Genomic DNA, 26290 nt, shown 5'->3' with positions numbered 1-26290 from the left:
CGGAATGAATTATATTAAAGAAAGCTTTAGCATCGTCAAACATCATTTTTATATCGTCATTATTCTATTCTTGTACCAGCTGATCTGGGGCTTCTTCCTCTATCGATTTATCGACGCCATCGTGGTCCCTATTCTGGAACACTACCCGGATCCCCACCCCACCGAGACGAGTATGCAGATGTTCCTGATTGAGAGTCAGTTCCAACTTATGAAGACGGACATCCTCGATTATTACCTCTGGATGCTCGCAGGGCTGTTCTTGATTCGCATGTTAGTTACCCCATTCATCAACGCAGGACTCTACTATTCTATTCATCACCAAGACGATAAAGGACTCCTGTTCTTCAAAGGCATCAAATACGCTTGGAAGCCGGTCTGCTTATTCTATTGGCTGGAGAACCTGCTGATCCTTGCTCCTGCATACTGGGTAGTTCCATACTTCTATCAGGAATGGAAGCTCTACGATCTAGAGCACCTAGGGATATCCTTCCTCCCGATCATCTTCGGATGGATTGTATTCGCTTGGATCATTCACCAGTTGTTCTTATTTATGCAATTTGGACAGGTGAGCAAGGCCGGGGTATTCCAAGGGCTGCTCCTCTCCCTCAAAAATCTGCCGATGATCCTGGGGATCACCCTTCTATTACTTGCATTGCTGTTATTGATAAGCGGAATTTTCACAGCGGCCGCATGGATCTGGACAGGACTCCTTGCCATTATTCTTCATCAGACCTATCATCTCGTCCGCTCTATCGTCAAGGTATGGGGTATTGCAGCACAATATAAATTGTGGCAGAGCAAATGTTAATACATCCCCACAAAATGATGCTATTGCTTCGATGTGATTCAGGTATTTTGCGGGAGGCCCCGAAAAAGAAATAAATCTAAGCGAGCGCCCTGGAAGCTCAGAATGCTGATGCTCGTCCAATGTCATGAGAAGTAACGAATAAACCCGAATTTCGCCTAGCGAAGCTCGGGTTATTCGCTGTTTTTCGCAAAAAAATGGGATAAAAACGTAAAAAGGGTTTGTCAAAGCGCAGACCGTCTGGTAGAATAACAATTAGTTAAGATTTTGTAATAAGTTTGTAATCAATTTTGTCATTATTGTTATTTGTATCCGGTGCACCAAATCATTGAAGCCGAGTTCCTGCGCACCAGGAAACGGGGGAACCATCTTTGGGTGAATTGATCTTGCAAGTAAGGGATCATAGGGAGCCTTCAACCGAACCCTTAGCTAACCTCGTAGGCGTTGGAAGGAGTTTTACCCTTTTGAAAAAGTTATTCAGCTCTATGATCGTCACACTTGCATTAACGATGGCAGTCTCAGTTGGTAGCGCTTTCGCTGCTGATTCCAAACTTGACAAAGAAGTTAAGGATGTTCTTGGTACTCGCTATCAGAGCGGTGGCACATCGACAAGTGGATTTGATTGCTCTGGATTTACGATGTATATCTTCAAGCAATTCGACGTCAAACTTCCACACCAATCAGGATCCCAGTACAAGATGGGGACGAAAGTTGCAAAATCTGATCTTCAAACCGGAGATCTCGTATTCTTCAATACAAACGGTAAAGGCATCTCGCATGTCGGCATCTACGTAGGCGAGAACAAATTTGCACATGCATCCAGCAAAAAAGGGATTACAATTTCTAGCTTAAGCGATTCGTATTATGTGAAACGTTATGTTGGTGCAACAAGAGTGACGAATTCGGACATTTTTGATGACACCAATGACAATGACGGGAATCAAGATCACGATGATGTAGAATAATAAGGAGGAGCCCGCGAAGTCCATCCATTGGACACATCGCGGGTTTCTTTTTAACCAAAGTCGTATTAATAAAAGTAAGAACCTCGATAGAGGTTTTTTCTCACCAATAACGTTTACATTTAATGTAATATATCTATATACTTTAAAGGGTGGACAAGCAGATTATTGGAATACCCTAGAGGAGGACTTTATCAATGCAAAAGATTAAAGTAGGTATTGTTGGTTACGGTAACTTGGGGAAAGGCGTGGAGAAAGCCATTCGTCAGAACCAAGACTTGGAGCTCGTAGCGGTATTCACTCGCAGACAGCCAGATCAAATCGCAACAGAAGGTATCAAATTCGAGCACATTTCCGCTACAGAGCAATATAAAGGCATCATTGACGTGATGATTCTGTGCGGAGGTTCGGCGACGGATCTTCCAGAACAGACACCTGTCATCGCCAGAATGTTCAACACAATCGACAGCTTCGACACGCATGCGAAAATTCCCGAATTTTTCAACACGGTGGATGCAGCTGCGAAAGAAGGCGGCAACCTCAGCGTTATTTCGACAGGCTGGGATCCGGGATTATTCTCCCTTAATCGACTTCTTGCTGAGTCTATCCTCCCAGAAGGCAAAGATTACACGTTCTGGGGCAAAGGCGTTAGCCAAGGCCACTCGGATGCGATTCGTCGCGTACCAGGCGTAAAAGCTGGCGTACAATACACCGTACCTGTTCAAGAAGTGATCGACCGCATTCGTTCAGGTGAAACGCCTGAGCTTGCTACACGTGAGAAGCATTTGCGTGAGTGCTATGTTGTCGCTGAAGAAGGCGCGAACCAAGATCAAATTCGCGAGACGATCGTGAATATGCCGAACTATTTCTCTGATTATGACACAACGGTAACATTTATCTCCGAGGAGCAGCTTCAGGCTGAGCACCAAGGCATGCCGCATGGCGGATTCGTTATTCGCAGTGGTGTAACTGGTGAGAATACGAAGCAAATCATTGAGTTTGGACTCAAGCTTGAGAGCAACCCTGAGTTCACGGCAAGCGTACTTGTAGCTTACGCTAGAGCGGCTCATCGCCTTAGCCAAGAGGGTGCTACTGGCGCGAAAACAGTATTCGATATTCCACTTGGATATTTGTCGCCGAAATCGGCTGAAGAGCTTCGCCGCGAATTGCTATAGTAGATATATTTGCGCAGACCTGGTCATCTTAACGATGATCAGGTTTTTTGTTTTTTTGCGGAAGCGATTACATGGTTTGTGCAATAGTAATGTAAACGTTTTTACCGTTTATCGCTTTAGCGCGATAGCGCTATTTAATCGCTTTGTAAAATAATTTCTATTGGAGAAATGACGTCATTTTGTATAGTATAAAATGCAAATCATCGTACACAAAGTGTAAAGCAAAATTTTAATAAAGGAGTGTTTGAACAGTGATCACGGCCATCCCAGAACAAAATCAAACGGCAGCAAAAGAATATGTACAATCGGTTTATGAATTGGTAATCAAACGCAACCCATACGAGAGCGAGTTCCACCAAGCGGTAAAAGAAATCCTCGATTCCCTCGTGCCTGTATTCGCGAAGCATCCTAAATACAAGGAGCATGGCATTCTTGAGCGCATCGTTGAGCCTGAGCGGATGGTATCGTTCCGTGTGCCTTGGGTCGACGACAACGGCAAAGTTCAAGTCAACCGTGGATTCCGCGTGCAATTCAACAGCGCGATCGGACCTTACAAAGGGGGACTTCGCTTCCACCCTTCCGTTAACGCCAGCATCATCAAGTTCCTCGGATTCGAGCAAATCTTGAAGAACTCCCTGACCGGACAACCTATTGGCGGCGGTAAAGGCGGATCCGACTTCGATCCGAAGGGCAAATCCGACAACGAAATTATGCGCTTCACGCAAAGCTTCATGACCGAATTGTCGAAATATATTGGACCGGACGTTGACGTTCCTGCGGGAGACATCGGCGTCGGCGGAAGAGAAATCGGCTATATGTTCGGGCAATACAAGCGCCTGCGCGGCGGTTACGAAGCTGGCGTATTGACAGGCAAAGGCATTATCTACGGCGGAAGCTTGGCGAGAACAGAAGCAACAGGTTACGGCTGCGTATACTTCGCGAACGAAATGTTGACAGCGAAAGGCCTAGGCTTCGAAGGCAGCACCGTTGTTGTCTCTGGTTCAGGTAACGTGTCGATTTATGCGATTGAGAAAGCTCACCAGCTTGGTGCGAAAGTTGTCGCATGCAGCGATTCGAACGGCTATGTGTACGATCCGAACGGGATCAACCTTGAAACAGTTAAGCGTCTCAAAGAAGTAGAACGCAAACGGATTAAAGAATATGTAGCAGAGCATCCAGGCGCTGTGTACACCGAAGGATGCGACGGCATCTGGTCCATCCCTTGTGATATCGCACTTCCTTGTGCAACGCAAAACGAAATCAACGAAGAATCAGCGAAATTGCTGGTTGCGAACGGCGTGAAAGCAATCAGTGAAGGCGCGAATATGCCTTCGACGCTTGAAGCGATCGACGTATTCTTGAACAATCAAGTATTGTTCGGACCTGCGAAAGCTGCCAATGCAGGCGGCGTTGCAGTATCCGCCCTCGAAATGGCACAGAACGGCATGCGCTTGCAGTGGACATTCGAAGAAGTCGATGCGAAGCTTCACAGCATCATGAAGAACATCTATGCGAACAGCGTTCGTGCAGCTGATGAGTACGGTTATTCCGGTAACTTGGTTGTCGGCGCGAACATCGCCGGATTCCTTCGTGTAGCTGATGCAATGATCGCACAAGGCGTCGTATAATATCCAAGATCATTGAACGAATAAACATAGAACAAGAGCCGGGTGTATCGCAAAAGCGATGGCCCGGCTCCTTCTTTATACTTTATTCAATAACCTGAAGATCTTGAGCGCCAATTGAATCTGCAGCAGCTCCTCCGAATTTTTCAAATCCGTACCGAGCATTTCCTTGATTTTATCGATGCGATAGATGAAGGTGTTGCGGTGAATGAACATCGCTTTGGCTGCTTCACTGACATTGTGATTGTGAATGAAGTAGTTCTCCAGCGTAATCATAAAGCTTGTCCCGTACGTATTATCATGTTCATAGAGCTTGCCGAGCCGTTTCAGGAAGAAGTCTTCGAGCTCCATCTCTTTGATATTGGAGTCTAAGAAATGATAGACCGAGTAGTCCTCGAAATGCGACACTTCGCCATGACTGCCGAATTTCTGCATCAGCCGAATCGCTTCATGGGCCTCTGAGAAGCTTTTGTGCAGCGAACTGATCGACTTATACTGTCTACCAATGCCAATCGTAAATGTCGTCTTCTTAATCTGCTTCTGCAGCTTCTCATGCAGCTCAATGGCATAATTCTTCGTCTCCGAGACCGTCACGTTCGGCCGAAATTCATTCTGACCGACCATAATAATAATCCGTTGATTTCGGTAGAAACAGGTTACTTCCCCACTCGCTCCACTTGAATCCTCATAGACCAATTCCACGCATTTTTTCGCCAGATTATCCATTTCATATTTACGGACGACCATATCTTCGAACCGTTCCGGATCCATGGGTTCCATGTTGATCACAATGCAGTAATACATATAATTCGAATTCAAGCCATGCAAATCACACAACGTCTGGATGGTATCCGTCGAAGTCAGCTTCCCGGTCAATAAGTCGTCGAAGAAATCTTGACGAATTTGCAGCTTCACTTCTTCAATTTCCTTCGCCTTGATGCGCTCCAGGGCCATAATGGTCGAGGATTGCTCCAAGACGATATAGTCGAATTCTGTCAGCTCACGGACCGTCTGCCAGACGACAATGTAGCCATAGATGTAATGATCAACAGCAACCGGCAGAATACGACATTTGATCTCCTGCCCCTTCGTATGGTAGATCCGTTTGACCGACTTCTTCATTTCACTCATATTACTCGGAATGGAATCACGAAAATCCCGGGTGAAGACAGGCCGGTTCGGTATCAGATGCAGGCTTCCCTCGAGCGGAATTGGGTTCTCCTCCAGCTCCGTATAGTGCAGCAAATTCCAATCCCGATCAAGGAAAATAATCGGATTATGAATCGTCTCTGACAGCTCCATCGAAATCCGCTCAATCCCCCCGCCTTCAAGCGCAATTCTGAACAAAATATTATGCATATCCAGCGTTCTTCGATTCAATAAATCGTATCTTCCCGATGCCTTCTCATTAATGATCGCAATCACCTTGGACAACGGATAAGTGAATGGGAGCTCTAGTAAGGGCAGGCCGTATTTGTTCGCATGATCAATCATATTCTGCGGAAGCTTATCGAAATAACGCTTCATTTTGACACACAACCCCGCGCAATTGATTTCCGCAAGCTCACGAATAATCCGATTCTGAAGCTCTTCATTTCCTTTGAAAATATAACCCGTAGATAAAAGTAATTCGTTCGAGGACAACCAGTCAAATGCATCTGGATTCTCCATAATATTGACAATCGATATCACATTATTGATTCCCTGCTCTCCAGCAACGACCTTAATGCCTTCGATTGATTGGATATGGAGTAAATCTTTTACTGTAAGCATTTTCCTCACCCCTTTATTTTTACCAGTTCGATTGTATTATTGTGCACCCTGCACAATGGACTTCGACTTTTTTTAGTGTTGATAACCAATGCCCAATTCATGTAACCGCACTACAATAATTCTGCAACACCAATTCACGATGTGGAGGTTTTCGGATGTCAGACAACAACTTGGTACAACAGTTCCTTGAAGCAGCAAGTCAGGGCGATGTCGCAACTTTGAAGAAATGCTTAGAGCAAGGTATCGACATCAACGTAAGAAACAAGCAAAAAAGAACGGCGATTCTGATCGCTGCAATGAATGATCATTTGGCGGCTGTATCCTTCCTCGTTGAAGCTGGAGTGAATGTGGATTTGCAAGACGAGACATGCTTCAATCCCTTCTTGTTCGGCTGCATTAACGGCAAACTAGAGCTTGTTAAAATGATGGTCAAAGCGAATACGAACGTTGAATTATTGACGCGCTTCGGCGGTGTCGGCATTACCCCTGCCAGCGAGAAAGGCCATGTTGAAGTCGTTCGTGAACTTCTGACCACAACCGACATCAATGTGAATCATACGAATTTCGTGGGCTGGACGCCGCTCATCGAAGCGATCATCTTGAATGATGGCGGAGAGAAGCAGCAAACCATCATTAAGCTCTTGATCGAACATGGCGCAAATGTACACATGGTGGATAAGTACGGTGTAACACCACTTGAGCTTGCAAGAAAGAAAGGTTTCGGCGAAATCGAGCAAATCTTGTTAGCAGCAGGAGCAAAGTAAAACATTGCCGTGCGATGAACCATCCAGCCTGCGCATTGACCGCGGTCCATCTTAGAAATACAAGAAGGGAAGTGCTAGCAAATGCGTATTCATCATGCACGATCTGGTGATCTGGATTGGATCAATCAACTACAGCACACGACATTTCATGGTTATGTGCATAGTGTATTCGACAGAACGATAAATGTCGAATGCAGCGAAAATGGCGAATTATATACCTTGGCATGCCAGCACTTGGATAATGCACCCAATACAATGCTAATCGACATGGATCGATTCAGCGAGCTTGCGATAAAAGTCAACGACAAGGTATATGCTGACCAACGAATTGTACACATTGGAGATCAATTGTTGATCGTGATGGATCAAGTTACGACGTGGGAATGTCAGCTTCCTTTTTTCCCGAATGACATCGGATCTGTTATCAATCATCTAGCATTTACGAAAAAAATCATCGAACAACGCGGGAAATGCGGTGGCATGAAGCCCGATTTAACGACGAGCAGCATATTTGAACAAGAAACATCCAGGTTGCTAAGCGAACGTTCCCTGATGCTTCAGGAAGCACTACTTCAACATCGCGTCTCGGATGCACTTCGCCATGCGGCTGGGCTCATCGGCCTTGGGCCTGGGCTAACCCCTTCGGGAGATGACTTTCTCGTCGGCCTGCTCTCTACTTTCCATATGGAGAACAGCCTAGGCCGCATCTATCTAGGATTCGGCGAGAAAATCGTCGACGTCGCAAGAACATTGACCAATGAGATTAGTTATACAGCACTCAAGCAAGCATCCAAGGGTCGAGTGAGGGAATCTATCACCCGTTTGCTTCATTCCATTACATGCGGTAAACAAGAAGAGTTGATTCTCTCTTTAGATAAGGTATTAAATATCGGATCTTCATCAGGCACGGACATCGTCTACGGGATTGTCTGTGGATTGGAGATCAACATAAAAGCAGGAGGTACAGTATGTCCACAAAAGTTGTAATCAAACAAAGTACGTATTTCGATTCTGTGTCCTTGATGTCCCTATCCACCAAAGCGAACCAAATTGAAGGTGTGGAGCAAGCGGTTATCGCGATGGGAACGGAAATGAATAAAGAAGTTCTTCGCAATGTTGGACTCTTAACACCTGAACTGGAAGAGGCCAAAACAAGCGACCTGATGATTGTCGTGAAAGCAGCAACTGATGAGCTTTGTGAAAGCGCATTCCTGAAAATCGAAGAGCTATTCAAGAACAAAGGCGTAGCAAAAGGAACAAGCGACATCAAATATCCAACGATTGATTCCGCAGCAAAAAGCATCCCAGAAGCTAACCTAGCGGTCATCTCCGTAAACGGTGCATATGCAGCAAGAGAAGCTAGGAAAGCGTTAGATAACGACCTACACGTTATGCTCTTCAGCGACAACGTAAGTATCGAAGATGAGATCGCATTGAAACAATATGCACATGAAAAAGGCTTGCTCGTCATGGGTCCAGACTGCGGAACAGCGATTATCGGTAATGTCGCACTCTGCTTTGGTAACTCCGTTCGACGCGGCAACATCGGGATCGTCGGCGCATCCGGTACTGGCAGCCAAGAAGTTAGCGTTCGTATCCATGACTTCGGCGGCGGCATTACACAGTTGATCGGTACAGGCGGTCGTGACCTGAGTGAACAAGTTGGCGGCATCATGATGCTGGATGGCATGAAAGCGCTTGATGAAGATGAGGCAACCAAAGTGATCGTCTTGATCTCTAAGCCACCAGCACCAAGTGTTGAGAAAAAAGTGCTCGATCAAATCAAGCTGTGCAAGAAGCCCGTCGTGGTCTACTTCATCGGCGGAACGGAAGAATCGGTTGTTGCTGCAGGCGGGCATTTCGCGAAGACCTCTAAGGAAGCAGCGCTTAAAGCCGTTGTACTCGCTGGCGCAGACGAGAGCACCATCAACAAGCGCGCGCTTAACATTCCACTTGTTGAAGAAATTCGTGCGAAATTAACACCCGAGCAAAAATATATTCGCGGATTGTTCTGCGGCGGTACGCTGTGTGATGAAGCGATGTACATCGCCATGGATAAGTTCGATAACGTCTATAGCAATATTCAGAAGAACCCTGACTACAAACTGAAAGATCTGCATGTTAGCAAAGAGCATACATTCCTTGATCTTGGCGATGATGACTTCACGAACGGCAAACCGCATCCAATGATTGACCCTTCGACACGGATCGCACGTTTCTTGCAAGAAGCGAAAGATCCCGAGGTTGGCGTCATTGTCATGGACTTCATTCTTGGCTTCGGCTCGCATGAGGATCCAGTTGGCGTCATGCTTCCTGCGATTATCGAAGCGAAGGAACTGGCTGCGAAGGAAGGTAGACATCTTGAAATCCTCGGCTACGTTCTCGGTACAGATCTCGACAGTCCGAAGATTGAAGACCAAGTGAACAAGTTGATGGAAGCAGGCGTTACGATCGCAAGCAGTAGCACGAATGCAGGTCTGCTATCCAGAGAATTTGTCGTGAAAGGGGCTTAATGAATCATGAGTAAAATAAATGAACTTTTTAACAGCAAATTGAATGTCATCAATGTGGGGATCGAATTTTTCAAAGACGATATCTTGAAGCAAAACGCGACAGCGACACACCTTGAGTGGAAACCACCAGGTGGCGGCAAACCAGAATTGATCACAGCACTCGATAAACTCGAGGATCCAGCATTGCTCGAGAAAATCGAAGCAGCGAACAAATTGGCAGTTGAGCGTATCGTGAACTCCCAACCGATCTTGATCGGCTTCGACCAAGCGATCAACTGCGTGCCTGGTATGACGAAAACAACGATTCTTCACTCGGGTCCTCCGATTACGTGGGATCGCATGAACGGTGCCATGAGAGGCGCGGTAACGGGCGCGATCGTATTCGAAGGCCTAGCGAAGAATCTGGAAGAAGCTGCCAAAGTCGCTGCATCCGGCAAAATTACATTTGCACCTTGTCACGAACACAACTGTGTAGGCTCCATGGCTGGCGTCACCTCCGCATCCATGTTCATGCACATCGTTGAAAATAGAACGTATGGCAACATCGCTTACACGAACCTCAGTGAGCAAATGTCCAAAATCCTGCGCATGGGTGCGAATGACGAGACGGTTATCGCTCGCCTGAACTGGATGCGCGACGTACTCGGTCCGATGCTTCGTGACGCGATGAAATTGTCGAATGGTATCGATCTTCGTCTCATGCTGGCACAAGCGCTTCATATGGGCGACGAGTGTCATAACCGGAACAATGCTGGTACAAGCTTGCTCATTCAAGCGCTGACACCTTTCATTCTAGAGACGAATTTCACAACAGAAGAGAAACGTGAAGTCTTCGATTTCGTTGCGAGCAGCGATTACTTCTCCGGACCAACGTGGATGGCCCTCTGCAAATGCGCACTGGATGCAGCTCATGGTATTGAGAACAGTACAATTGTTACGACCATGGCGCGTAATGGGGTTGAGTTCGGTATTCGTGTCAGCGGTATACCAGGCAACACGTGGTTCACGGGCCCTGCACAGAAGGTTATTGGACCAATGTTCGCGGGCTACAAGCCAGAAGATTCGGGCCTAGATATCGGCGATAGCGCGATTACAGAGACGTACGGAATCGGCGGATTCGCGATGGCAGCAGCGCCAGCGATTGTCGCTCTTGTCGGCGGTACGGTAGAAGAAGCACTTGGCTTCTCGACAAAAATGAAGGAAATTACGACAACAGAGAATCCGAACGTGACAATTCCTCTGCTGAACTTCAGCGGGATTGCAACAGGTATCGATGTTCGCAATGTCATTCAGACAGGTATTCTTCCCGTCATCAACACAGCGATTGCTCATAAGGAGCCGGGTATTGGCATGATTGGTGCGGGAATTACGTACCCACCAACGGAAGCGTTCGAGAAAGCATTGCTCGCTTTAAGTGACAAAATCAGCTAAATCCTTATCTTGTAACAAGCCGCAGTAGATCTTTGTCAACTTAATAGAGATAGGAGAATTACGATGGAACAGGTCAACAATCGTAGTATCGAAGAGTTCAAATCTTACGGATATGCAGAGGATATTCTACCGAAATCCCCTGAGAAGCGTGATTGGAGCACTTTCAACTACATTACAGTTTGGATGGGCGCTGTGCATAACTTGATGTCGTACATGACCGTGGCGGGATTTTTCGTACTTGGTTTGTCTGTCCCGCAAGTGCTGTGGGCGGTCATGACAGCGGCAATTATCGTATCGGTCGGTTATGTGTTGAATGGCTACGCAGGTTCGAAATACGGCATTGGATATTCGATGTTACTACGAAGCTCCTTTGGCGTGAAAGGTTCGGTTATTCCTGCATTATGCCGCGGGCTAATAGCGGGGGTCGTATTCTTCGGAACAAAGACGATTATTGGGGCACAATCCTTTAACGTTATTTTCACGAAAATCTTCCCAGGCTATATGGACATGGTTCCCGGTTTTAACTTCCTAGGACTCGATTTCCCGACGATGATATCCTACATCATTCTGTGGGTCATCACCGTGGGATTATTCCTAGGCGGCATGAAAATTCTTAGTGTGTTCAGTAAATGGTCTTCACCCATCATTTATATCTTCATCGTAGGCGCTGCAATCTGGGCCATCAGCGTGGCTGGCGGATTCGGACCGATCTTTGATTACACACCAGCGAATCCGACTTCAAGCCCGCTTGTCTTTATCGCTTGTGTCAGTGCACTCGTATCGAACTGGGGCGGTCCAATCGTGAACATCTCAGATCTTACGCAGCGTGCGAAGACAGACAAAGCACCAATGATCGGCTTACCGCTCGGCATGATCGCTTCGTATATCCTATTCGGTATCACTTGCGTAGCTCTACTCGTAGGTACACAAATCGCATTTGGCATCGAAGGATTCAATATCGTTGCAGCCATCGACCAAATCGGTAATCCGTTCATCGTTATCGTGCTGTTGCTTACCTTAAATATTGCATCGACAAGCTATGTTGTATTCGGTAACTTGCTTCCTTCCGGCTTGCAAATGACCGCGCTTCTACCAAAGGTGTTCAATGTGAAGACGGCGGCGATTCTTACTGCCATTATCGGAACAGCGATCTTGCCTTGGAAGCTCGTCAATGGCACACAAGCGCTGTATCTATTCTATAGCTTCATCGGTTCCATGTATGGCCCGATTACGGGTATCATGCTAACGAGCTTCTTCCTGGAACGGAAAAGAATGCTGAACCTATCCGCGATCTACTTGAAGCAAGGCGATAACGGCGAGCATAAGAGCGGCTATAATGTCATAGCTTGTACTGTATTCATCATCAGCTTCCTGATCGTATTGTCCGGCGCATTCTTCAAAGACGTCGCCGTCCTTGCCGCCATCAGCAAATCCGCATTCCTGAGCGGATTGATTATCTCAGGTGTGCTCTATGGCATATTCTATCGATTCAACAACCACACGACTGTCCAAGAACGTGAGACAGGAGTGAAAGCATCTTAATTTCTTAGGAGGAATCCCCATGAGTAAACTCGTCATTGTAGCCATCGGTGGCAATTCATTAGTACGTGATAACGGCCGCGATTCGATTCAAGATCAATATGAAGCCGTTCGTGAGACCGTCGTTAATATCGCAGATATGGTTCAGGAAGGTTATAAGGTTGTCGTTACCCACGGTAACGGCCCCCAAGTTGGATTTGCTATGCAACGTGTCGAGATTGCCAGCGAAGTGAGCGGCATGCAGACGATTCCACTGGTGAACTGTGTCGCAGATACTCAAGGGGGAATCGGCTACCAAATTCAACAAGCACTAACGAACGAATTCGCGAGACGCGGTATTAACAAAAAAGTAGCAAGCGTCATTACCCAGGTGGAAGTCAGCAAGGATGATCCGAACTTTCAGAACCCGACGAAGCCGGTTGGCTCCTTCTTCACCCTAGAGCAAGCTGAGGCGATGAAGAAGGATCATCCAGACTGGGTAATGATCGAAGATTCGGGACGCGGCTATCGTCGTGTCGTTCCTTCACCGAAGCCCATCGATATCGTTGAGAAGGATGCGATCAAATCTCTGGTCGATGCAGATTACGTGGTGATCGCTGTAGGCGGTGGCGGTATTCCCGTCGTTCGGACAGGCGACAACACGTATGACGGGGTTGACGCGGTGATCGACAAGGACTTCGCAACAAGCCTGCTCGCAGAGCAAGTGAATGCGGAGACCCTCATCATCACAACCGGCGTATCCCGCGTATGCATCAACTTCGGCAAACCGAATCAGAAGGCGCTGGAGAAGATTACCGTCGAAGAGACGAAGCAATATGTCGCTGAGAACCACTTCGCTCCAGGCAGTATGCTGCCGAAGATCGAAGCAAGCCTTAGCTTCTTAGAGAAGAATGGATCTCGTGTTATTATTACGAATCCAGAGAGCCTTAAAGATGCTATTCATGAACATGCAGGAACGCATATTGTAAAATAACTAGAACGAATAATAGGCCGGAAGTTCACGCTCGTGAACTTCCGGCCTTATCATTCATAGATCTACACAATGGTCTACACTACACTCTGGGTTACATATCCGTCCTCGCGGATTAGTGCGAGTGCGGTCTTCATTTTATCCAAATAGACAGGGTCATTGCCCGAACACATAAACCGTACGCTGCCACTTCCACTGCCGGCAGGAATACCATATCGGTTCAACAGGGCAGACAGCCGCTTAATCGTGCCCGCATTGCCGTCGATCATCTCGATATGCGATGGCAGGATGTCGTGGAGAATTCCTTTGTAATACGGATAATGGGTACAGCCAAGGACAATCATTCCATAATCATCTAAGTTATAAGCCGCAAGCTGCGACCGGAAATAATCACGCATCGTCTCACGATCGAACTGCATGGCCTCACAATATTCGACAAGTTCTGGCAGCGGCAGAGAATCGACAATTCCCCCTTCATCCACACGATGTACAAGCGCATAATATTTAGGCTGCTGCAAGGTTAATGGTGTTGCGAAGACGAGCACCCGCTTCCCTGTCGCACGATTCATCTCTACTGCAGGCTTTACCGCAGGCTCCATACCAACAATCGGGAATGAATACCGCTCACGAAGCTCGTTAATCGCAATACTGGTCGCTGTATTACACGCGATGACCAGCGCATCGATGCCCACATGCACCATCTGTTCTACGCCCTCTAGAATGAATGATCTTACATCATCCTTCGATTTCGTTCCGTAAGGGACATGCAGGGTATCTGCCATGAAGAGATAATTCTCTGTCGGCAGCCGGCGCAGCGATTCAGCTAATACCGTAAGGCCGCCGATCCCCGAATCGAAAAACCCGATTGTCATGTGTCATCAATTCCTATCGTAAAGATTTATAGTTATGTGGTAGAAATCATAGCTAATTCTAGAATATCGCGGGTTGCCGATGATCGCAAGTTGATTCTTCGAACGGAAGTCCCTTCTATGGTACACTAGAGAAAATAAACTATCGTCAATAAGCAAGGAGATAAGTCATGATCAAGTTCGTATCCTGGAATGTAAACGGCCTCCGTGCCTGCGTGAACAAAGGGTTCTATGATTACTTCAAAGACATGGATGCAGATATATTCTGTGTGCAAGAAACGAAGCTGCAGGAAGGGCAGATTGAATTAGAACTGGGCGAAGAATATATGCAGTTCTGGAATTACGCGGAGAAGAAAGGCTATTCGGGGACAGCGGTATTCACTCGGCTGAAGCCGTTATCTGTCCGGTATGGAATCGAGGAAGACTACGAACCTGAAGGTCGCGTAATTACGCTCGAATTCGATACCTTCTACCTCGTAACAGTCTATACCCCAAATGCGAAACGCGATTTATCACGTCTGGAATACCGAATGGAATGGGAAGATCGATTCAGAGGTTATCTGCAAGAATTGGACAACCATAAGCCCGTCATTGTATGCGGAGATTTGAACGTCGCCCATCAGGAGATTGACCTGAAGCATCCGAAGCCTAACTTAGGCAATGCTGGCTTCACACTCGAAGAACGGGGCAAAATGACGACGTTGCTCGGCTCAGGATTCACGGATACGTTCCGCCACCTCTTCCCGGATCAGACAGACATCTATTCCTGGTGGTCTTACATGCCGAAGGTACGGGAGCGGAACGTGGGCTGGCGGATAGACTATTTCCTCGTCTCTTCACAGTTGAATGACTCCATTACAGACGCTAAGATTGATTGTCACATCATGGGCAGTGATCATTGTCCGGTCATCTTGGAGCTAGATCTAGACCAATCATGAAGGTTCCGCACTTATGAATACGTTACGAAATAGACGGTTATATATAGGGATGATCGGTATTGCTGTCGTGTACATTCTCTATGTCACCTTTATGAACTTCATTCATGATCCGCAGGCTACTGCGTTTCTCGGTCATAAAGCGGGCCTTAAACGCTCGGTGAACACCGACATATGGCTGCCTGTCATGATGGTTCATATTATTTTTGCCTGTGTAGCCATGCTTGCTGGGGCTGTGAACTTCTCGAACCTGGTTCTGACGCGGTATCGTTCTTTCCACCGGGCCAACGGTTATCTCTATATCATAGCCGTCTGTATCGTGGATATTACATCAGGCTACATGGCTCCATTCGCCACAGGCGGGAAAATCAATAGCATGGCTTTTAACTTTATCAATCTCATCTGGCTACTCATGACGATTACAGCAGTTGTGTTCATTAAGTGTAGGCAAGTGATGAAGCACCGGAAGTGGATGATTCGAAGCTATGTCTTCTGTTATACGAATCTATTCATTCATCTGCTCACCTATCTTGCGAGCAAAGGCGCTGGACTGCCATACGTGACGAGTTATACGATCGGTGTCTACGGCGCGATCGTGATCAATATCCTGCTCGCTGAATGGATCATTCGCCGCGTCTTACCAAGAATCGAGTAAAAGGGGACGGCAAACCTCCGTCCTCTCACACCCCCGCACAACCTATTTCCATGACATGACCCTAGGAAAAAATCCACATACTTGTGAAATAAATCACAATATTCGATCCGATTATATATTAGAATTGAAGCGGACTAAAAGAGGATACCATCAGATCAAGGAATTATCGGATTGATGTGACTCTTTATGTTTAACGAAATCTATGAAAGATAGAAAAGTGGAGGGTACATCATGAAAAAGAAAGTATCAGCAATGCTTGTTCTCATTCTCTCCTTCATGCTCATCATCACAGGATGCGGTAAAGGAAGCCAGAATCAGAGTCAGGACAGTGTGAAAAAAGAAGAGGCAAAAGAAACAGAAGCCGTGTCAGGAGCTACTCAAGGTGGTTATACACCAATCGATCAGCTTAAAGATAAATATGACATCATCATTGTCGGCGCAGGTGGTGCGGGGATGTCTGCTGCACTTGAGGCAAAAGAAAAGGGCTTGAACCCGGTTATTTTCGAAAAAATGCCGATTGCCGGGGGAAATACGATGAAATCATCTTCGGGCATGAATGCTTCCGAGACCAAGTTCCAAAAAGAACAAGGCATTCAAGACAGCAATGATTTATTTTATGAAGAGACTCTAAAAGGCGGTCATAACACCAACGACAAAGAAATGCTTCGTTTTTTCGTTGACAATTCAGCTAGTGCGATCGATTGGCTCGACTCCATCGGCATTCGTCTGAACAATATCACGATTACAGGCGGCATGAACGAGAAACGCACACACCGTCCGGAAGACGGCTCAGCAGTAGGGCAATATCTTGTCAAAGGCTTGATGAAGAATATCCAAGAGAAAGAAATTCCACTTTTCGTCAAAGCGGATGTGAAGGAAATTACGGAAAAGGACGGCAAAGTGAACGGCGTCAAAGTCGTGATCGATGGGAATGAAGAGAAAACTATTGCAGCGGATGCTGTTGTTGTGACAACCGGCGGTTTTGGCGCTAATATGGATATGATTTCCGAAGTTCGATCTGACTTAAAAGGTCTCGTGACTACCAACCAAATAGGTAGTACCGGTGACGGCATTAAGATGATTGAAAAACTCGGCGGTACAACCGTGGATATGGATCAAATCCAAGTTCACCCTACGGTACAGCAAGAGAAATCCTATCTCATCGGGGAAGCTGTCCGTGGTGAAGGAGCTATCCTCGTATCCAGTGAGGGCAAACGCTTCACAAATGAACTGAACACTCGTGACAATGTGACGGCTGCAATCAATAAGCTTCCTGAAAAGTCAGCTTATCTCATATTTGATTCCGGTGTAAAATCCCGTGCGAAAGCAATTCAGCAGTATGAGAAAATGGGATTTGTCCTTCATGGCGAATCGATCGAGGCTTTAGCCAAAGCATTGAACGTTCCAGCTGATCAGCTGAAAGCCACGGTCGATACATGGAACAGCGCAGTGAAAAACAAAAAGGACGCCGAATTCGGCAGAACGACAGGAATGGACAACGACTTGTCCGGCGCACCCTACTATGCCATTAAAATCGCTCCTGGGATTCACTACACCATGGGCGGCGTGAAAATCAACACAAATACGGAAGTGCTGAATAAAGACGGCAAACCTATTCCAGGTCTGTATGCAGCAGGCGAGCTAACAGGCGGCTTACACGGTCAGAACCGGATCGGCGGCAACTCCGTAGCGGAGATCATTATTTTCGGCCGCCAAGCGGGTATCAAGTCGGCTGAATTCGTACAAGCACAGTAAAGCTGAACGTATCCCATAAAAAGACCCTCAGAAATGAGGGTCTTTTGCTATATTAGTCCCGGTAGTGACGATACTTCTTCTTGTCCTCTTCCGTAATTGGCCGAATCACTCGACATGGATTGCCCGCAGCAATAACACCGGGTGGGATATCCTTCGTCACGACGCTCCCCGCACCAATCACGCTATTGTCTCCAATGGTTACGCCCGGCAGGACACTAACCCCGCCACCAATCCATACGTTGTTGCCAACCGTAATCGGAAACGCAATCTCTAACCCTTCGTTCCGCTGCTCGACATCGAGCGGATGCCCTGCTGTATAGAAGCCGCAATTTGGCGCGATGAACACATTGTCACCAAAGGTGATTGTGGCACAGTCCAGCATGATGCAATTGTGATTCGCATAGAAGTTCTTGCCGATTTCGATATTATAGCCATAATCGCAATAAAAGGGCTGTTCGATGTGGAACGTCTCTGCCGTCTTGCCGAACAGCTTCCTCAGGATGGCCACCCGCTCCTCCAGCTTCAGCGGATGCAGTTGATTATGCTCGTAACATAGCCCCTTCGCATACGTACGCTCATCGATGAGCTCCTGATCGTAGTTCGCATTATAAAGGTAGCCTTGTGCTGCTTTTTCTTTCTCTGTCATGGGGTCCACTCCTTCTCTCCTATTCGTACTACACTCTATTATTCCTTCAGCATAGACACATATCCTCGTAACTCAAGGAAATAAATATAATTGCACGCCATAAATGATATTGCCAAAATTGGTTGATTTACCCATAATGGAGTGGGGCATCTCATATTGTGCAGCTTAGAACAACGCCCACGATGAATGTTAAAGGAGTGATGGTGTTTTGAAAACGATCCAACAAATCAACAAGCCAATGAGAGGTTTCGGCGTATAACGAATAATCCCTCTCATCGACTTATGGGAGGCAACCAGCAATATGTATTCAGAACAAATGAACCATGGAAAAGAATGTACTCGTGAAGGATTCACGAAGGTCGCAGCGTTATTCGAAGATTTATGGCATCATTTATCGATCTATGGCGTTATTCAAGGAACGCTATCCGGTCGGGTATTTCTGTCCCATAATGGCGCATCCGCGTTATTAACGAGCCCTCAAGGCATATTCCTTGGAGGGAGCCCTGACAATCAACTATTCTTCGAAGAGGTGAATCTTCTTCTCCGAGAAGAACTGCTGCCGAATCGTGCAGCCAAAGACAAGCTGGACTACGTTCTGTTCTATCCATCAGATGAACTGTGGGCAGAGACCCTCCGTGTCGTAACGAAAGACTTGCTCCCCTTGCGCAGTGGACGGATGACGTTCTCGCATGATTTACATGGGTTAGACGATACGCTAGCGGATCAAATCTATCCTGTCGATCGCGATTTATTCGAGCAGCAAGGGTTAATAGGGTTAGACGGTGTTATTGATGAAATACAAGGAGGCTGGCCTTCCATTGAAGCCTTCCTCGAGTCAGGCTTCGGATGTGTAGCCATTCAAGATACAGAGCAAGGACCGGCTATTATCAGCTGGTGTCTGACCGATTGGGTCGTTGGCGATGTGTGTGAATTCGGTATTGAGACCGATGGGAATTATCGTGGACTTGGATGGGCGCACAAGACCGCAGCGGGTGCATTACTGCTTGCGAAACAACATGGACTCACCAGAGTCGGATGGCAGTGTTGGTCGAACAACATCGGCTCACAACGAACAGCACAGTCTGTCGGGTTCAAGCTGTTAGCGGATTTCCCCGTTCTCTTCGGATGGAATAAGCCGCTGAATAACCTTCTCGTGAACGGCAACCATTATATGCGTGGAGATATGAAGTATGGCGTTGCCCAAGACTATGCCCGCGCAGCCTGGAGCTACGCTGAGGCGCTGGATCAAGGCTGGGACTGGGGCGGAGATACTGCTCTATATTGGAATGCAGCATGCATGTTCTATCGAACCGGTAATCAAGAACGTGCCAAGCAGTATTACAAGCAGGCCATCGATTTAGGGTGGCAAGACATCCACCAACCTCATTATCACGATCATATCTACCGTGAAGCAGATAGCGAGGAAATCGCTCAGTCGCTGACGGTAGCCTGCAAGATGACAACCATATAACATTGATTCTCAGCCGTCGAAGCTCATTCGGCGGCTTTTTAGTACCTGCATCAACATCAATTAGAGAGCAACATTTCAAATAGAACCCTGTGATATAACTAAATTGTCAAACATATGAAGGGGATGAGCACGTGGATAAACTACAAGGGAAGGTCGCACTGGTTACAGGAGCTAGCCGGGGGATCGGCCGGGGGATCGCGTTAAGACTGGCACAAGAAGGTGCGTTGGTGGCCGTTCATTACGGGACCAAACAGACCGCTGCGGAAGAAGTCGTTCGTGAAATACAAGGAAGCGGAGGTGCCGCGTTGGCCGTCGGTGCCGATCTGTCCTCACTGGATGGTGTACATCAGTTATTCGCCAGCCTCGATGAACAGCTCATCGAACACACAGGTTACCATCGCTTCGATATTCTGGTGAACAACGCCGGGTGGGGGCATGCCGCAACCATTGATCAAGTGAAGGAAGAATCCTTTGATGCAATCATGAACATCAATGTCAAAGCACCGCTCTTTGTCATTCAGCAAGCCTTGTCTCGTATGCGAGATGGGGGATGCATCATCAATATGGCTTCGATGGCTACAAGATTCGCCCTGCCCCACCTCTTGGAGTACAGCATATCGAAAGGCGCTGTGAACACGCTCACCCTTGTGTTGGCCCAGCAGCTGGGTAGTCGACAGATCACCGTGAATGCAATTTCACCGGGGTTTATCGATACGGATATGAACGTGGAAACCTTGGCTACGCAAGAAGGCCAGCAGTTTGCCGCAGGACTCTCGACTTTCGGTCGATGGGGCCAACCTGCAGATGTCGCGGATATCGCTGCTTTCCTCGCTTCACACGACAGCCGTTGGGTGACTGGACAGATAATCGATGCGAGTGGGGGTTCCCGGTTATAATGCCCTCCTCGGAAGAAAGCCACCGGATCTAAATCCGGTGGCTTTGATGTGTGTATATCACTACTCTGCTTCCAATGCAGCAAGATACTTAAGCTTCTCAACGATCTTATCTTCTACATCATCTCCTAAAGAGATCGACTCGGAGGCATGAATCGCAAGTTCATCATGATGGCCGATCATAACCGAATGCGACGCATGCATGAACATCGAAATATCATTCGCATCATTTCCGAACGCAACATATTGGCCCTGCTCGATACTAATTTTGCTAAGTGCCCCCCATTTATGGATGTCATTCGGACTCATATCCAGCACATTCTCACTCTTATGACGATGGACGACGACATCAAGGTCTGACAAACGCTCCGCTAATTCTTCCATCCGATTGGCTGTCAATATTAATACTTTGACGATCGATGGATGCTGATCGATGTCGACCATCTTCGCGAGCTTAGCGGGGTCAACATTGTTTAGAATTGGATGATCTGACGGACCTGTATAGGAATAATCCCATTCCCCATCAATCAAATAGGTGGCTTCGAACTCTTGGATCAGTGAAGTGATCGTGTTGATCTGATCCTCCGAGAACGCATGGGCATGCGTTAATTGCCCCTGCTGAGAGACGAGCGATCCGTTGCCTCCAATCATGGTATGCGTATGGAACCGCTCATGTAGCACCGGCAGCATATCACGAATGGGCCTTGCGGAGGCAAATATCACCTGGTGGCCCTTCGATTGCAGCGCCTCTAGCGCGCTTAGTATTTTTTCAGTTACCGGCTTCCCTTTGAAACAAATTGTACCGTCTAAGTCAAAGACAAATTTCATTTGACCTCACTCCTATGAATCTATTTCTATCTTCCCATCCTACCATAAATTTCTTATAGTGAAAGACCGCCCATCAAGTCACTGATGGACGGCCTTGACTAACTCTATATCGGCTATGATGACACGCCCGCTTCAACTGCAACCGGCTGCTGCCACGCCTGAAATTTATTCCCGTCCGGATCTTTAAAGTTCAACTGCAGCCCGCATCCGCCTTCATCACGCATCTCTGGCTCTATCCACACACCCGATTCACGCAGGGATGCCTCTAATGCTTGAATATCATCCGTCTCGAAACAGATCGGAAACATCTCGAACGGGGAACCGTCTTCTGCCCAACCTGTTGTCATGAAGTGCAGCGGGTGACCTCCCGGGCTTGGCAGCAGGAACAACCATTGTCCGCTACCCAAGATCATAATAGCTCCTTTTCCTGGCTCTACCGGCGCACGTAGCGTCAACCCCAAGACTTGCTCATACCATGCAGCGGATGCAGTAACATCCGTTACCGGCAGGTAAGCGCATTCTATACGTTTTAATAATGCCTTCTTTTCCATAACCAATCTTCCTCCTTCATGATCATTACCAGGGGCATATCCATGTTGAAGTTCGCTTGTTGCATCATCTCTATCTATTTTAATAGTATTAAATGGAAAAATATACTACGAAAAAGCAACCCCCTTATATTCAAATAGAAAAAGAACACCTGAGAGTTAGTTCTCAGATGCTCTTTATAGCTAATTCAATACTTATTCACCAAGGAAGCTCTTAATGAAGAATTCCAACTGATATTCCATGCTCAGTGGATCGTTAAAGTAAAATGCCTTTGCATTCGCCTCATAGACACGATTGTTCTTCACCGCAGGAATGTTCTTGTACGTCTCCGTATTCTGGAATGAGTTGTCTTCCTCTGCATTCTTACTGAAAATGACGTAATCGCCAAAGTAATCCTTCAACACTTCTTGCGACACAGCAAAGTAGCCGTCTTTCTTCGTTGCTTCGCTGACTTTCTCAGGCTTCTTGAGCCCAAATCCTCCTTGATACAGGATTTCTGTACCACGGCCAAAGTTGTCACCATAGACGTAGAGCTGCTTATTAAAGGTCTCAATGACAGAAACGGTCGCATTTTCACCGATCTTCGCTTTGATCTTTTCCCCAGCTTCTTGTACCTTCACTTTGAAGCTATCTACCCACGCTTGCGCTTCTTTTTCTTTATTCAACAATTTCCCGATTTCGAGCTGCTGCGTCAAATAATCGACTTTACCGTATGTATAAGTAACCGTTGGAGCGATTTGCTTAAACTTATCGACGTTCTTAATATCTGACAGCCCGATAATAAGATCTGGATTCAACTCGATGATCTTCTCTACGCTCTCGTCTGACACCGCCTCAATATTCTTTAACTGCTCTTCGAATCTTGGGTTTTCCTTAGACATTTCATCCACGCCGACCACAGGCACCCCAAGCGCCATGACGTTGCCCGTTAAGAATCGCGTAATGACAACGACGCGTTGCGGATTCTTCGGAACCTCAACAGGACCATTTTCGGATTGGTAAGTAAATGTACCTGATTCTTCGGAAGCCGTCGATGTCGGCGAATCTGTCTTCGTGTCCGAAGACGTACTGCTTGCATTGTTCGTAGTGTCTGCTGTCTTGCTGCCGCAAGCGCTAAGTAGAAGGACCAGAACCAAAGTTAACGAAATGAACAACTTTTTCATAGAATGACTCCCCTTTTGTCTATCATGCTTATTCCATCGATTTATTAATGAGAATGATTATCATCATCAATTAAACATTCTAAAGGGTAGTGTTGTAGCTGTCAATACATATTACAGAAATTGTTCGTGCACAAAAAACCGTGTCCACCCGGGGGAAGGAGAACACGGCTTATTTCATCGCTCTTCACTATATATTGTTGAAATATCCACCTCACTCAAGTCGAATGAGGATCCTTATATAAAGTCGGCAATATACGATGATCCATCCGAAGAGGTCAATTTTGTCTTCCGAACGCACGATTACGCCAATAGTAAACCGCCTCGAAAATCGCAAACACGCCGACGACTGCGGTGACCAAAATAACTGCCCAGACGCCAAACACCGTCATCATCATCGTAATGCCCTTATCCTCCAGTAGTAACACACTTCCGACGACCCAAAGGAGGTCGAGCACGGTAACAACCAGCACAGCCCCAGGTGAGACAATCCTTCTAGAGACAACCCACACGAGAAATGCAACGAACACCAGCAGGAAAATCCCGGTTTCGGTTAGTGCGATTCTATTGTCTAGTCCTGTCCATTCACCGACATACCCGGGAAATAAAAGCAGCAGCAGACCACATACTCCGGACGAAACAGCATTCGTCAGCAGCACCTTGCGAATCAAAGCTTCACCCGCCGGGATTAAGGATTCATTGAATTTCATAGTTAACACCTCTTTCATTCGTGAATACTTAATTACCAACTTGAAGTGCTTTAACAAGCGATGATATAACCCCTAAATGCACAGCTTCGTGGATGAACGCGAAGTTAAACACCTCGCCTGCTGTGGCGAACTTCAGCGGCCCCATTTCAAACGGTACGTCCAATGGCATAATGAGCGACTCGGGGTTAACGTGGGACAGATCATCAAGCTGTAAGGACAAATATTGAATGAGCTCCTCTTTCGACGGCGGTGCAGCGGTCCAATCTGCCGGTTTCGTTCCGGACATGAATAGGCCGACATAACTTTCCGGAAGCTTCGTATTTAATGCAGGGCCTGCGGAGAGGAACCAATTCAGCATCGTGGCGATATGACCAACATTCCAACGAATTGTATTGTTAAATCCTGCGGGTGTCATATCATAGATTTCTTCCGGAATTGCTTGAATGGATCCGATCACCAATTGATGTGCCGTTATTGCGGTTTGGATGCTTGCTTGAGACATTGTACATTCCTCCTAATGGTTTGGTTCTCTTGCTTACACCACCGACTTTAGATCACAAACCACTGCCAGAACCATGCTTTTCACTGCCATTTGGTGCCAACATGGCGTTTTTTCTTCGTTTAGCAGCACAAATGGCGGCTACTTCCCATGTATTCCCCGGGAAACAACCGCCATATCTATAGGTCTATTCATTGTGCTCTACTAAGGATATTTTTCTCCTTCAAACTCGTTGCAATCAGACGTGATCCAGCATTCTGCCAATTGTAGCAGGTTCGTTCAGGCACATAGGTACGGAACCACTCCAACGCATCTTTGGAAGTCTGGTCCAACTGATCGTCCGAATACCGTACACTGTATGGCTTGATTCCAATGACATAGGGGAAGAACAATGCATTGTAGAATTTCCATTCATCTGTTGTGCCGAATGGTTCATCCTGATTCGGCTTCATTTGCATAATACTGTGGATCAACAAAGACTTCAGCTCATTCGCCCGTTCCAACACACCATCCGCTGCTCCGCGCATTCGAAGCCTCTCGTCCATCAATTTCAATTGTGTAAGCGGGCTCGACGCCAATCGTTCCAGGTTGCCTAAGTTACTGAGCGCCCGCCGAATGAGGCGGTAGAGCTCCTCATCATCCATTTCATCCGGCTTCGATTCTTCATTGATACGTACTTGAACACTTTCGACCAACCGCAGCTTGGATCGCTCTGATCGAAGCTTGGGGAACGTCATGAGCGCAAAGCTGTCGAGCATTGCCCGAATCGGATACACCAACACCTGAAATGCAATGGATATCATCATACTGACCATCAGTAATGACAGTGTCGTAGCACTGAACCCCGTCTCCGTCCCGAGCCAAATAACAAGTGCCACTTGCCCAGAAAAAATAAGCGTAAAAAAGATGGAATAATCGAGCGACCGGAACAAATCGGGCAGCCATGTCTCGCCTTGCTCTCTGATTTCCTTAATCAATATATATCCGCCAAATAACAGCATTCCAGCACCGTTTGCGACGAGCATACCTTGGCTCCATCCACCATCTAAGTAAAAGAGCGTCTCAGCCGTCATGCAGATAAAGGTCAGAAGCGGCACATAAATGAAGGCATAGAAGACAATCGGTCGCTTCGTCCCGTTGGACATCGATCCCCATATAGTGAACAGCAGCAACAGAATAAGCAGCACACACAGAACGGCTGTATAGGAAATACGATAGCGCTCCGGATTGTTAACGACAGTCAGCCAGATCCCGCTTCCTAGCACTAACGACGTTAGCCCATACTTCCATAACGGCCATACTAGGCTCCGTTGATGCGCCTGCACAACGAACATCGATAGAACGGCGCCTTGCCACAATACGAGAGGTAAGTAGCCGCCGATGTCCCGCACCTTGCTCAGCACCAATACCATATTGGGCTGGGCTGCTGCACTGTAGGGGAGCAAGACAGCTGCTCCATATCCGAGTGAGCACACCAATACACCAAGTCCAGTCAGTAATAGCCGGACGTTTCTGATATCCCGATTGATCAGATATAAGCCAAACCAAAACATAAGTCCAAAATAGATGAGCTGTATAACCATCAGGCGGAAGGTTCTCCTTTTCAATAGGATGGGGGGTAAATTCTCAATTCATATGTATTATTGGATATTTTAACCATATCACAAATAGCATTAAAAAAATCATAGTTGCAGCATTTTGTTCGTACTTCAATCTGAGCTTCGTGATGAATATGATAACCCGTCTCTATGGAAATGGATATA

24 protein-coding genes and 1 riboswitch are annotated in these 26290 nt (G+C 46.9%); of the genes, 15 read left to right on the top strand and 9 right to left on the bottom strand.

Annotation, left to right across the window (positions count from 1 at the left end):
• Window positions 1-4 precede the first annotated feature (4 nt).
• The 4 genes from C558_RS0126635 to gdhA all read left to right on the top strand — a co-directional run bounded on the left by C558_RS0126635 (window position 5) and on the right by gdhA (window position 4570).
• The gene (locus C558_RS0126635; protein WP_018759352.1) at window positions 5-808 is read left to right on the top strand and encodes a hypothetical protein; all 804 of its coding nucleotides are present in this window, start codon (window positions 5-7) and stop codon (window positions 806-808) included.
• Between the two features lie 319 nt (window positions 809-1127).
• Window positions 1128-1264: riboswitch (cyclic di-AMP (ydaO/yuaA leader) on the top strand.
• Between the two features lie 5 nt (window positions 1265-1269).
• Window positions 1270-1770, top strand: coding sequence for a C40 family peptidase (locus tag C558_RS0126630; protein WP_018759351.1), 501 nt, complete (start codon window positions 1270-1272; stop codon window positions 1768-1770).
• Between the two features lie 194 nt (window positions 1771-1964).
• The gene (locus C558_RS0126625) at window positions 1965-2942 is read left to right on the top strand and encodes a diaminopimelate dehydrogenase (protein WP_018759350.1); all 978 of its coding nucleotides are present in this window, start codon (window positions 1965-1967) and stop codon (window positions 2940-2942) included.
• 254 nt (window positions 2943-3196) lie between these two features.
• Window positions 3197-4570 carry an NADP-specific glutamate dehydrogenase gene (gene gdhA, locus C558_RS0126620; protein WP_026264158.1) on the top strand — a complete coding sequence of 458 codons (1374 nt, stop codon included), beginning with the start codon at window positions 3197-3199 and terminating at the stop codon, window positions 4568-4570.
• A 75-nt stretch (window positions 4571-4645) separates the two neighbouring features.
• On the opposite strand, the gene C558_RS0126615 is transcribed toward gdhA, so the two are convergent.
• Window positions 4646-6340, bottom strand: a complete 1695-nt coding sequence (locus tag C558_RS0126615; protein ID WP_018759348.1) for a PucR family transcriptional regulator — start codon at window positions 6338-6340, stop codon at window positions 4646-4648.
• 155 nt (window positions 6341-6495) lie between these two features.
• Here C558_RS0126615 and C558_RS0126610 point away from each other — a divergent pair, with 155 nt between their 5' ends.
• From C558_RS0126610 to arcC, 6 genes are all read left to right on the top strand, one after another.
• Window positions 6496-7104, top strand: a complete 609-nt coding sequence (locus C558_RS0126610; RefSeq protein WP_018759347.1) for an ankyrin repeat domain-containing protein — start codon at window positions 6496-6498, stop codon at window positions 7102-7104.
• A gap of 81 nt (window positions 7105-7185) precedes the next feature.
• Window positions 7186-8091, top strand: coding sequence for an oxamate carbamoyltransferase subunit AllH family protein (locus C558_RS0126605; RefSeq protein ID WP_018759346.1), 906 nt, complete (start codon window positions 7186-7188; stop codon window positions 8089-8091).
• Window positions 8073-9617: an acyl-CoA synthetase FdrA gene (fdrA, locus tag C558_RS0126600; protein WP_018759345.1), complete on the top strand. Its 1545-nt coding sequence runs from the start codon at window positions 8073-8075 to the stop codon at window positions 9615-9617. Before C558_RS0126605 ends, fdrA begins: the two co-directional genes overlap by 19 nt.
• A gap of 6 nt (window positions 9618-9623) precedes the next feature.
• Window positions 9624-11048 carry a YlbE family protein gene (locus C558_RS0126595; RefSeq protein ID WP_018759344.1) on the top strand — a complete coding sequence of 475 codons (1425 nt, stop codon included), beginning with the start codon at window positions 9624-9626 and terminating at the stop codon, window positions 11046-11048.
• A 63-nt stretch (window positions 11049-11111) separates the two neighbouring features.
• Window positions 11112-12590 (top strand): cytosine permease, encoded by a 1479-nt coding sequence (locus C558_RS0126590; protein ID WP_018759343.1) that lies wholly within the window; start codon window positions 11112-11114, stop codon window positions 12588-12590.
• Window positions 12591-12609: 19 nt separating this feature from the next.
• Window positions 12610-13560: a carbamate kinase gene (gene arcC, locus C558_RS0126585; protein ID WP_018759342.1), complete on the top strand. Its 951-nt coding sequence runs from the start codon at window positions 12610-12612 to the stop codon at window positions 13558-13560.
• Window positions 13561-13634: 74 nt separating this feature from the next.
• Here arcC and murI read toward each other — a convergent pair whose 3' ends face one another.
• On the bottom strand, window positions 13635-14429 hold the full coding sequence (gene murI / locus C558_RS0126580; protein WP_018759341.1) for a glutamate racemase: 795 nt from the start codon (window positions 14427-14429) through the stop codon (window positions 13635-13637).
• Between the two features lie 170 nt (window positions 14430-14599).
• On the opposite strand from murI, the gene C558_RS0126575 reads away from it, so the two are divergent.
• The 3 genes from C558_RS0126575 to C558_RS0126565 all read left to right on the top strand — a co-directional run bounded on the left by C558_RS0126575 (window position 14600) and on the right by C558_RS0126565 (window position 17771).
• Window positions 14600-15364 carry an exodeoxyribonuclease III gene (locus C558_RS0126575; protein WP_026264157.1) on the top strand — a complete coding sequence of 255 codons (765 nt, stop codon included), beginning with the start codon at window positions 14600-14602 and terminating at the stop codon, window positions 15362-15364.
• Window positions 15365-15377: 13 nt separating this feature from the next.
• Complete coding sequence (locus C558_RS0126570; protein WP_018759339.1) at window positions 15378-16016, top strand: DUF2306 domain-containing protein; 639 nt, start codon at window positions 15378-15380, stop codon at window positions 16014-16016.
• A gap of 231 nt (window positions 16017-16247) precedes the next feature.
• A complete protein-coding gene (locus C558_RS0126565; RefSeq protein WP_018759338.1) occupies window positions 16248-17771 on the top strand; it encodes a flavocytochrome c in 1524 nt (507 codons plus the stop codon).
• A gap of 52 nt (window positions 17772-17823) precedes the next feature.
• On the opposite strand, the gene C558_RS0126560 is transcribed toward C558_RS0126565, so the two are convergent.
• Window positions 17824-18417 (bottom strand): sugar O-acetyltransferase, encoded by a 594-nt coding sequence (locus tag C558_RS0126560; RefSeq protein ID WP_018759337.1) that lies wholly within the window; start codon window positions 18415-18417, stop codon window positions 17824-17826.
• A gap of 301 nt (window positions 18418-18718) precedes the next feature.
• On the opposite strand from C558_RS0126560, the gene C558_RS0126555 reads away from it, so the two are divergent.
• Window positions 18719-19888: a GNAT family N-acetyltransferase gene (locus C558_RS0126555; RefSeq protein ID WP_018759336.1), complete on the top strand. Its 1170-nt coding sequence runs from the start codon at window positions 18719-18721 to the stop codon at window positions 19886-19888.
• A 131-nt stretch (window positions 19889-20019) separates the two neighbouring features.
• Window positions 20020-20784 (top strand): glucose 1-dehydrogenase, encoded by a 765-nt coding sequence (locus C558_RS0126550; RefSeq protein ID WP_018759335.1) that lies wholly within the window; start codon window positions 20020-20022, stop codon window positions 20782-20784.
• A 60-nt stretch (window positions 20785-20844) separates the two neighbouring features.
• On the opposite strand, the gene C558_RS0126545 is transcribed toward C558_RS0126550, so the two are convergent.
• The 6 genes from C558_RS0126545 to C558_RS0126520 all read right to left on the bottom strand — a co-directional run bounded on the left by C558_RS0126545 (window position 20845) and on the right by C558_RS0126520 (window position 26110).
• On the bottom strand, window positions 20845-21609 hold the full coding sequence (locus tag C558_RS0126545; RefSeq protein ID WP_018759334.1) for an HAD-IIB family hydrolase: 765 nt from the start codon (window positions 21607-21609) through the stop codon (window positions 20845-20847).
• A gap of 113 nt (window positions 21610-21722) precedes the next feature.
• Window positions 21723-22160, bottom strand: coding sequence for a VOC family protein (locus C558_RS0126540; protein ID WP_018759333.1), 438 nt, complete (start codon window positions 22158-22160; stop codon window positions 21723-21725).
• Window positions 22161-22352: 192 nt separating this feature from the next.
• Window positions 22353-23321 (bottom strand): iron-hydroxamate ABC transporter substrate-binding protein, encoded by a 969-nt coding sequence (locus tag C558_RS0126535; RefSeq protein ID WP_018759332.1) that lies wholly within the window; start codon window positions 23319-23321, stop codon window positions 22353-22355.
• 275 nt (window positions 23322-23596) lie between these two features.
• The gene (locus tag C558_RS0126530; protein WP_018759331.1) at window positions 23597-24028 is read right to left on the bottom strand and encodes a hypothetical protein; all 432 of its coding nucleotides are present in this window, start codon (window positions 24026-24028) and stop codon (window positions 23597-23599) included.
• 28 nt (window positions 24029-24056) lie between these two features.
• A complete protein-coding gene (locus C558_RS0126525; protein ID WP_018759330.1) occupies window positions 24057-24530 on the bottom strand; it encodes a DinB family protein in 474 nt (157 codons plus the stop codon).
• A gap of 188 nt (window positions 24531-24718) precedes the next feature.
• Window positions 24719-26110 carry a hypothetical protein gene (locus tag C558_RS0126520; RefSeq protein ID WP_018759329.1) on the bottom strand — a complete coding sequence of 464 codons (1392 nt, stop codon included), beginning with the start codon at window positions 26108-26110 and terminating at the stop codon, window positions 24719-24721.
• Between the last annotated feature and the right edge of the window lie 180 nt (window positions 26111-26290).

The organism is Paenibacillus terrigena DSM 21567 (assembly GCF_000374845.1).
GTDB lineage: Bacteria > Bacillota > Bacilli > Paenibacillales > Paenibacillaceae > Paenibacillus_K > Paenibacillus_K terrigena.
This window is presented reverse-complemented; position numbering and strand designations above follow the sequence as displayed.

Coding starts and splice junctions, on each gene's coding strand:
- C558_RS0126565 (WP_018759338.1), top strand. CDS start 16,248: ATGAAAAAGAAAGTATCAGCAATGCTTGTTCTCATTCTCTCCTTCATG.
- C558_RS0126525 (WP_018759330.1), bottom strand. CDS start 24,530: ATGTCTCAAGCAAGCATCCAAACCGCAATAACGGCACATCAATTGGTG.
- C558_RS0126560 (WP_018759337.1), bottom strand. CDS start 18,417: ATGACAGAGAAAGAAAAAGCAGCACAAGGCTACCTTTATAATGCGAAC.
- C558_RS0126520 (WP_018759329.1), bottom strand. CDS start 26,110: ATGGTTATACAGCTCATCTATTTTGGACTTATGTTTTGGTTTGGCTTA.
- C558_RS0126635 (WP_018759352.1), top strand. CDS start 5: ATGAATTATATTAAAGAAAGCTTTAGCATCGTCAAACATCATTTTTAT.
- C558_RS0126590 (WP_018759343.1), top strand. CDS start 11,112: ATGGAACAGGTCAACAATCGTAGTATCGAAGAGTTCAAATCTTACGGA.
- C558_RS0126610 (WP_018759347.1), top strand. CDS start 6,496: ATGTCAGACAACAACTTGGTACAACAGTTCCTTGAAGCAGCAAGTCAG.
- C558_RS0126555 (WP_018759336.1), top strand. CDS start 18,719: ATGTATTCAGAACAAATGAACCATGGAAAAGAATGTACTCGTGAAGGA.
- fdrA (WP_018759345.1), top strand. CDS start 8,073: ATGTCCACAAAAGTTGTAATCAAACAAAGTACGTATTTCGATTCTGTG.
- C558_RS0126605 (WP_018759346.1), top strand. CDS start 7,186: ATGCGTATTCATCATGCACGATCTGGTGATCTGGATTGGATCAATCAA.
- C558_RS0126595 (WP_018759344.1), top strand. CDS start 9,624: ATGAGTAAAATAAATGAACTTTTTAACAGCAAATTGAATGTCATCAAT.
- C558_RS0126530 (WP_018759331.1), bottom strand. CDS start 24,028: ATGAAATTCAATGAATCCTTAATCCCGGCGGGTGAAGCTTTGATTCGC.
- C558_RS0126625 (WP_018759350.1), top strand. CDS start 1,965: ATGCAAAAGATTAAAGTAGGTATTGTTGGTTACGGTAACTTGGGGAAA.
- C558_RS0126570 (WP_018759339.1), top strand. CDS start 15,378: ATGAATACGTTACGAAATAGACGGTTATATATAGGGATGATCGGTATT.
- C558_RS0126615 (WP_018759348.1), bottom strand. CDS start 6,340: ATGCTTACAGTAAAAGATTTACTCCATATCCAATCAATCGAAGGCATT.
- arcC (WP_018759342.1), top strand. CDS start 12,610: ATGAGTAAACTCGTCATTGTAGCCATCGGTGGCAATTCATTAGTACGT.
- C558_RS0126540 (WP_018759333.1), bottom strand. CDS start 22,160: ATGGAAAAGAAGGCATTATTAAAACGTATAGAATGCGCTTACCTGCCG.
- C558_RS0126535 (WP_018759332.1), bottom strand. CDS start 23,321: ATGAAAAAGTTGTTCATTTCGTTAACTTTGGTTCTGGTCCTTCTACTT.
- C558_RS0126545 (WP_018759334.1), bottom strand. CDS start 21,609: ATGAAATTTGTCTTTGACTTAGACGGTACAATTTGTTTCAAAGGGAAG.
- murI (WP_018759341.1), bottom strand. CDS start 14,429: ATGACAATCGGGTTTTTCGATTCGGGGATCGGCGGCCTTACGGTATTA.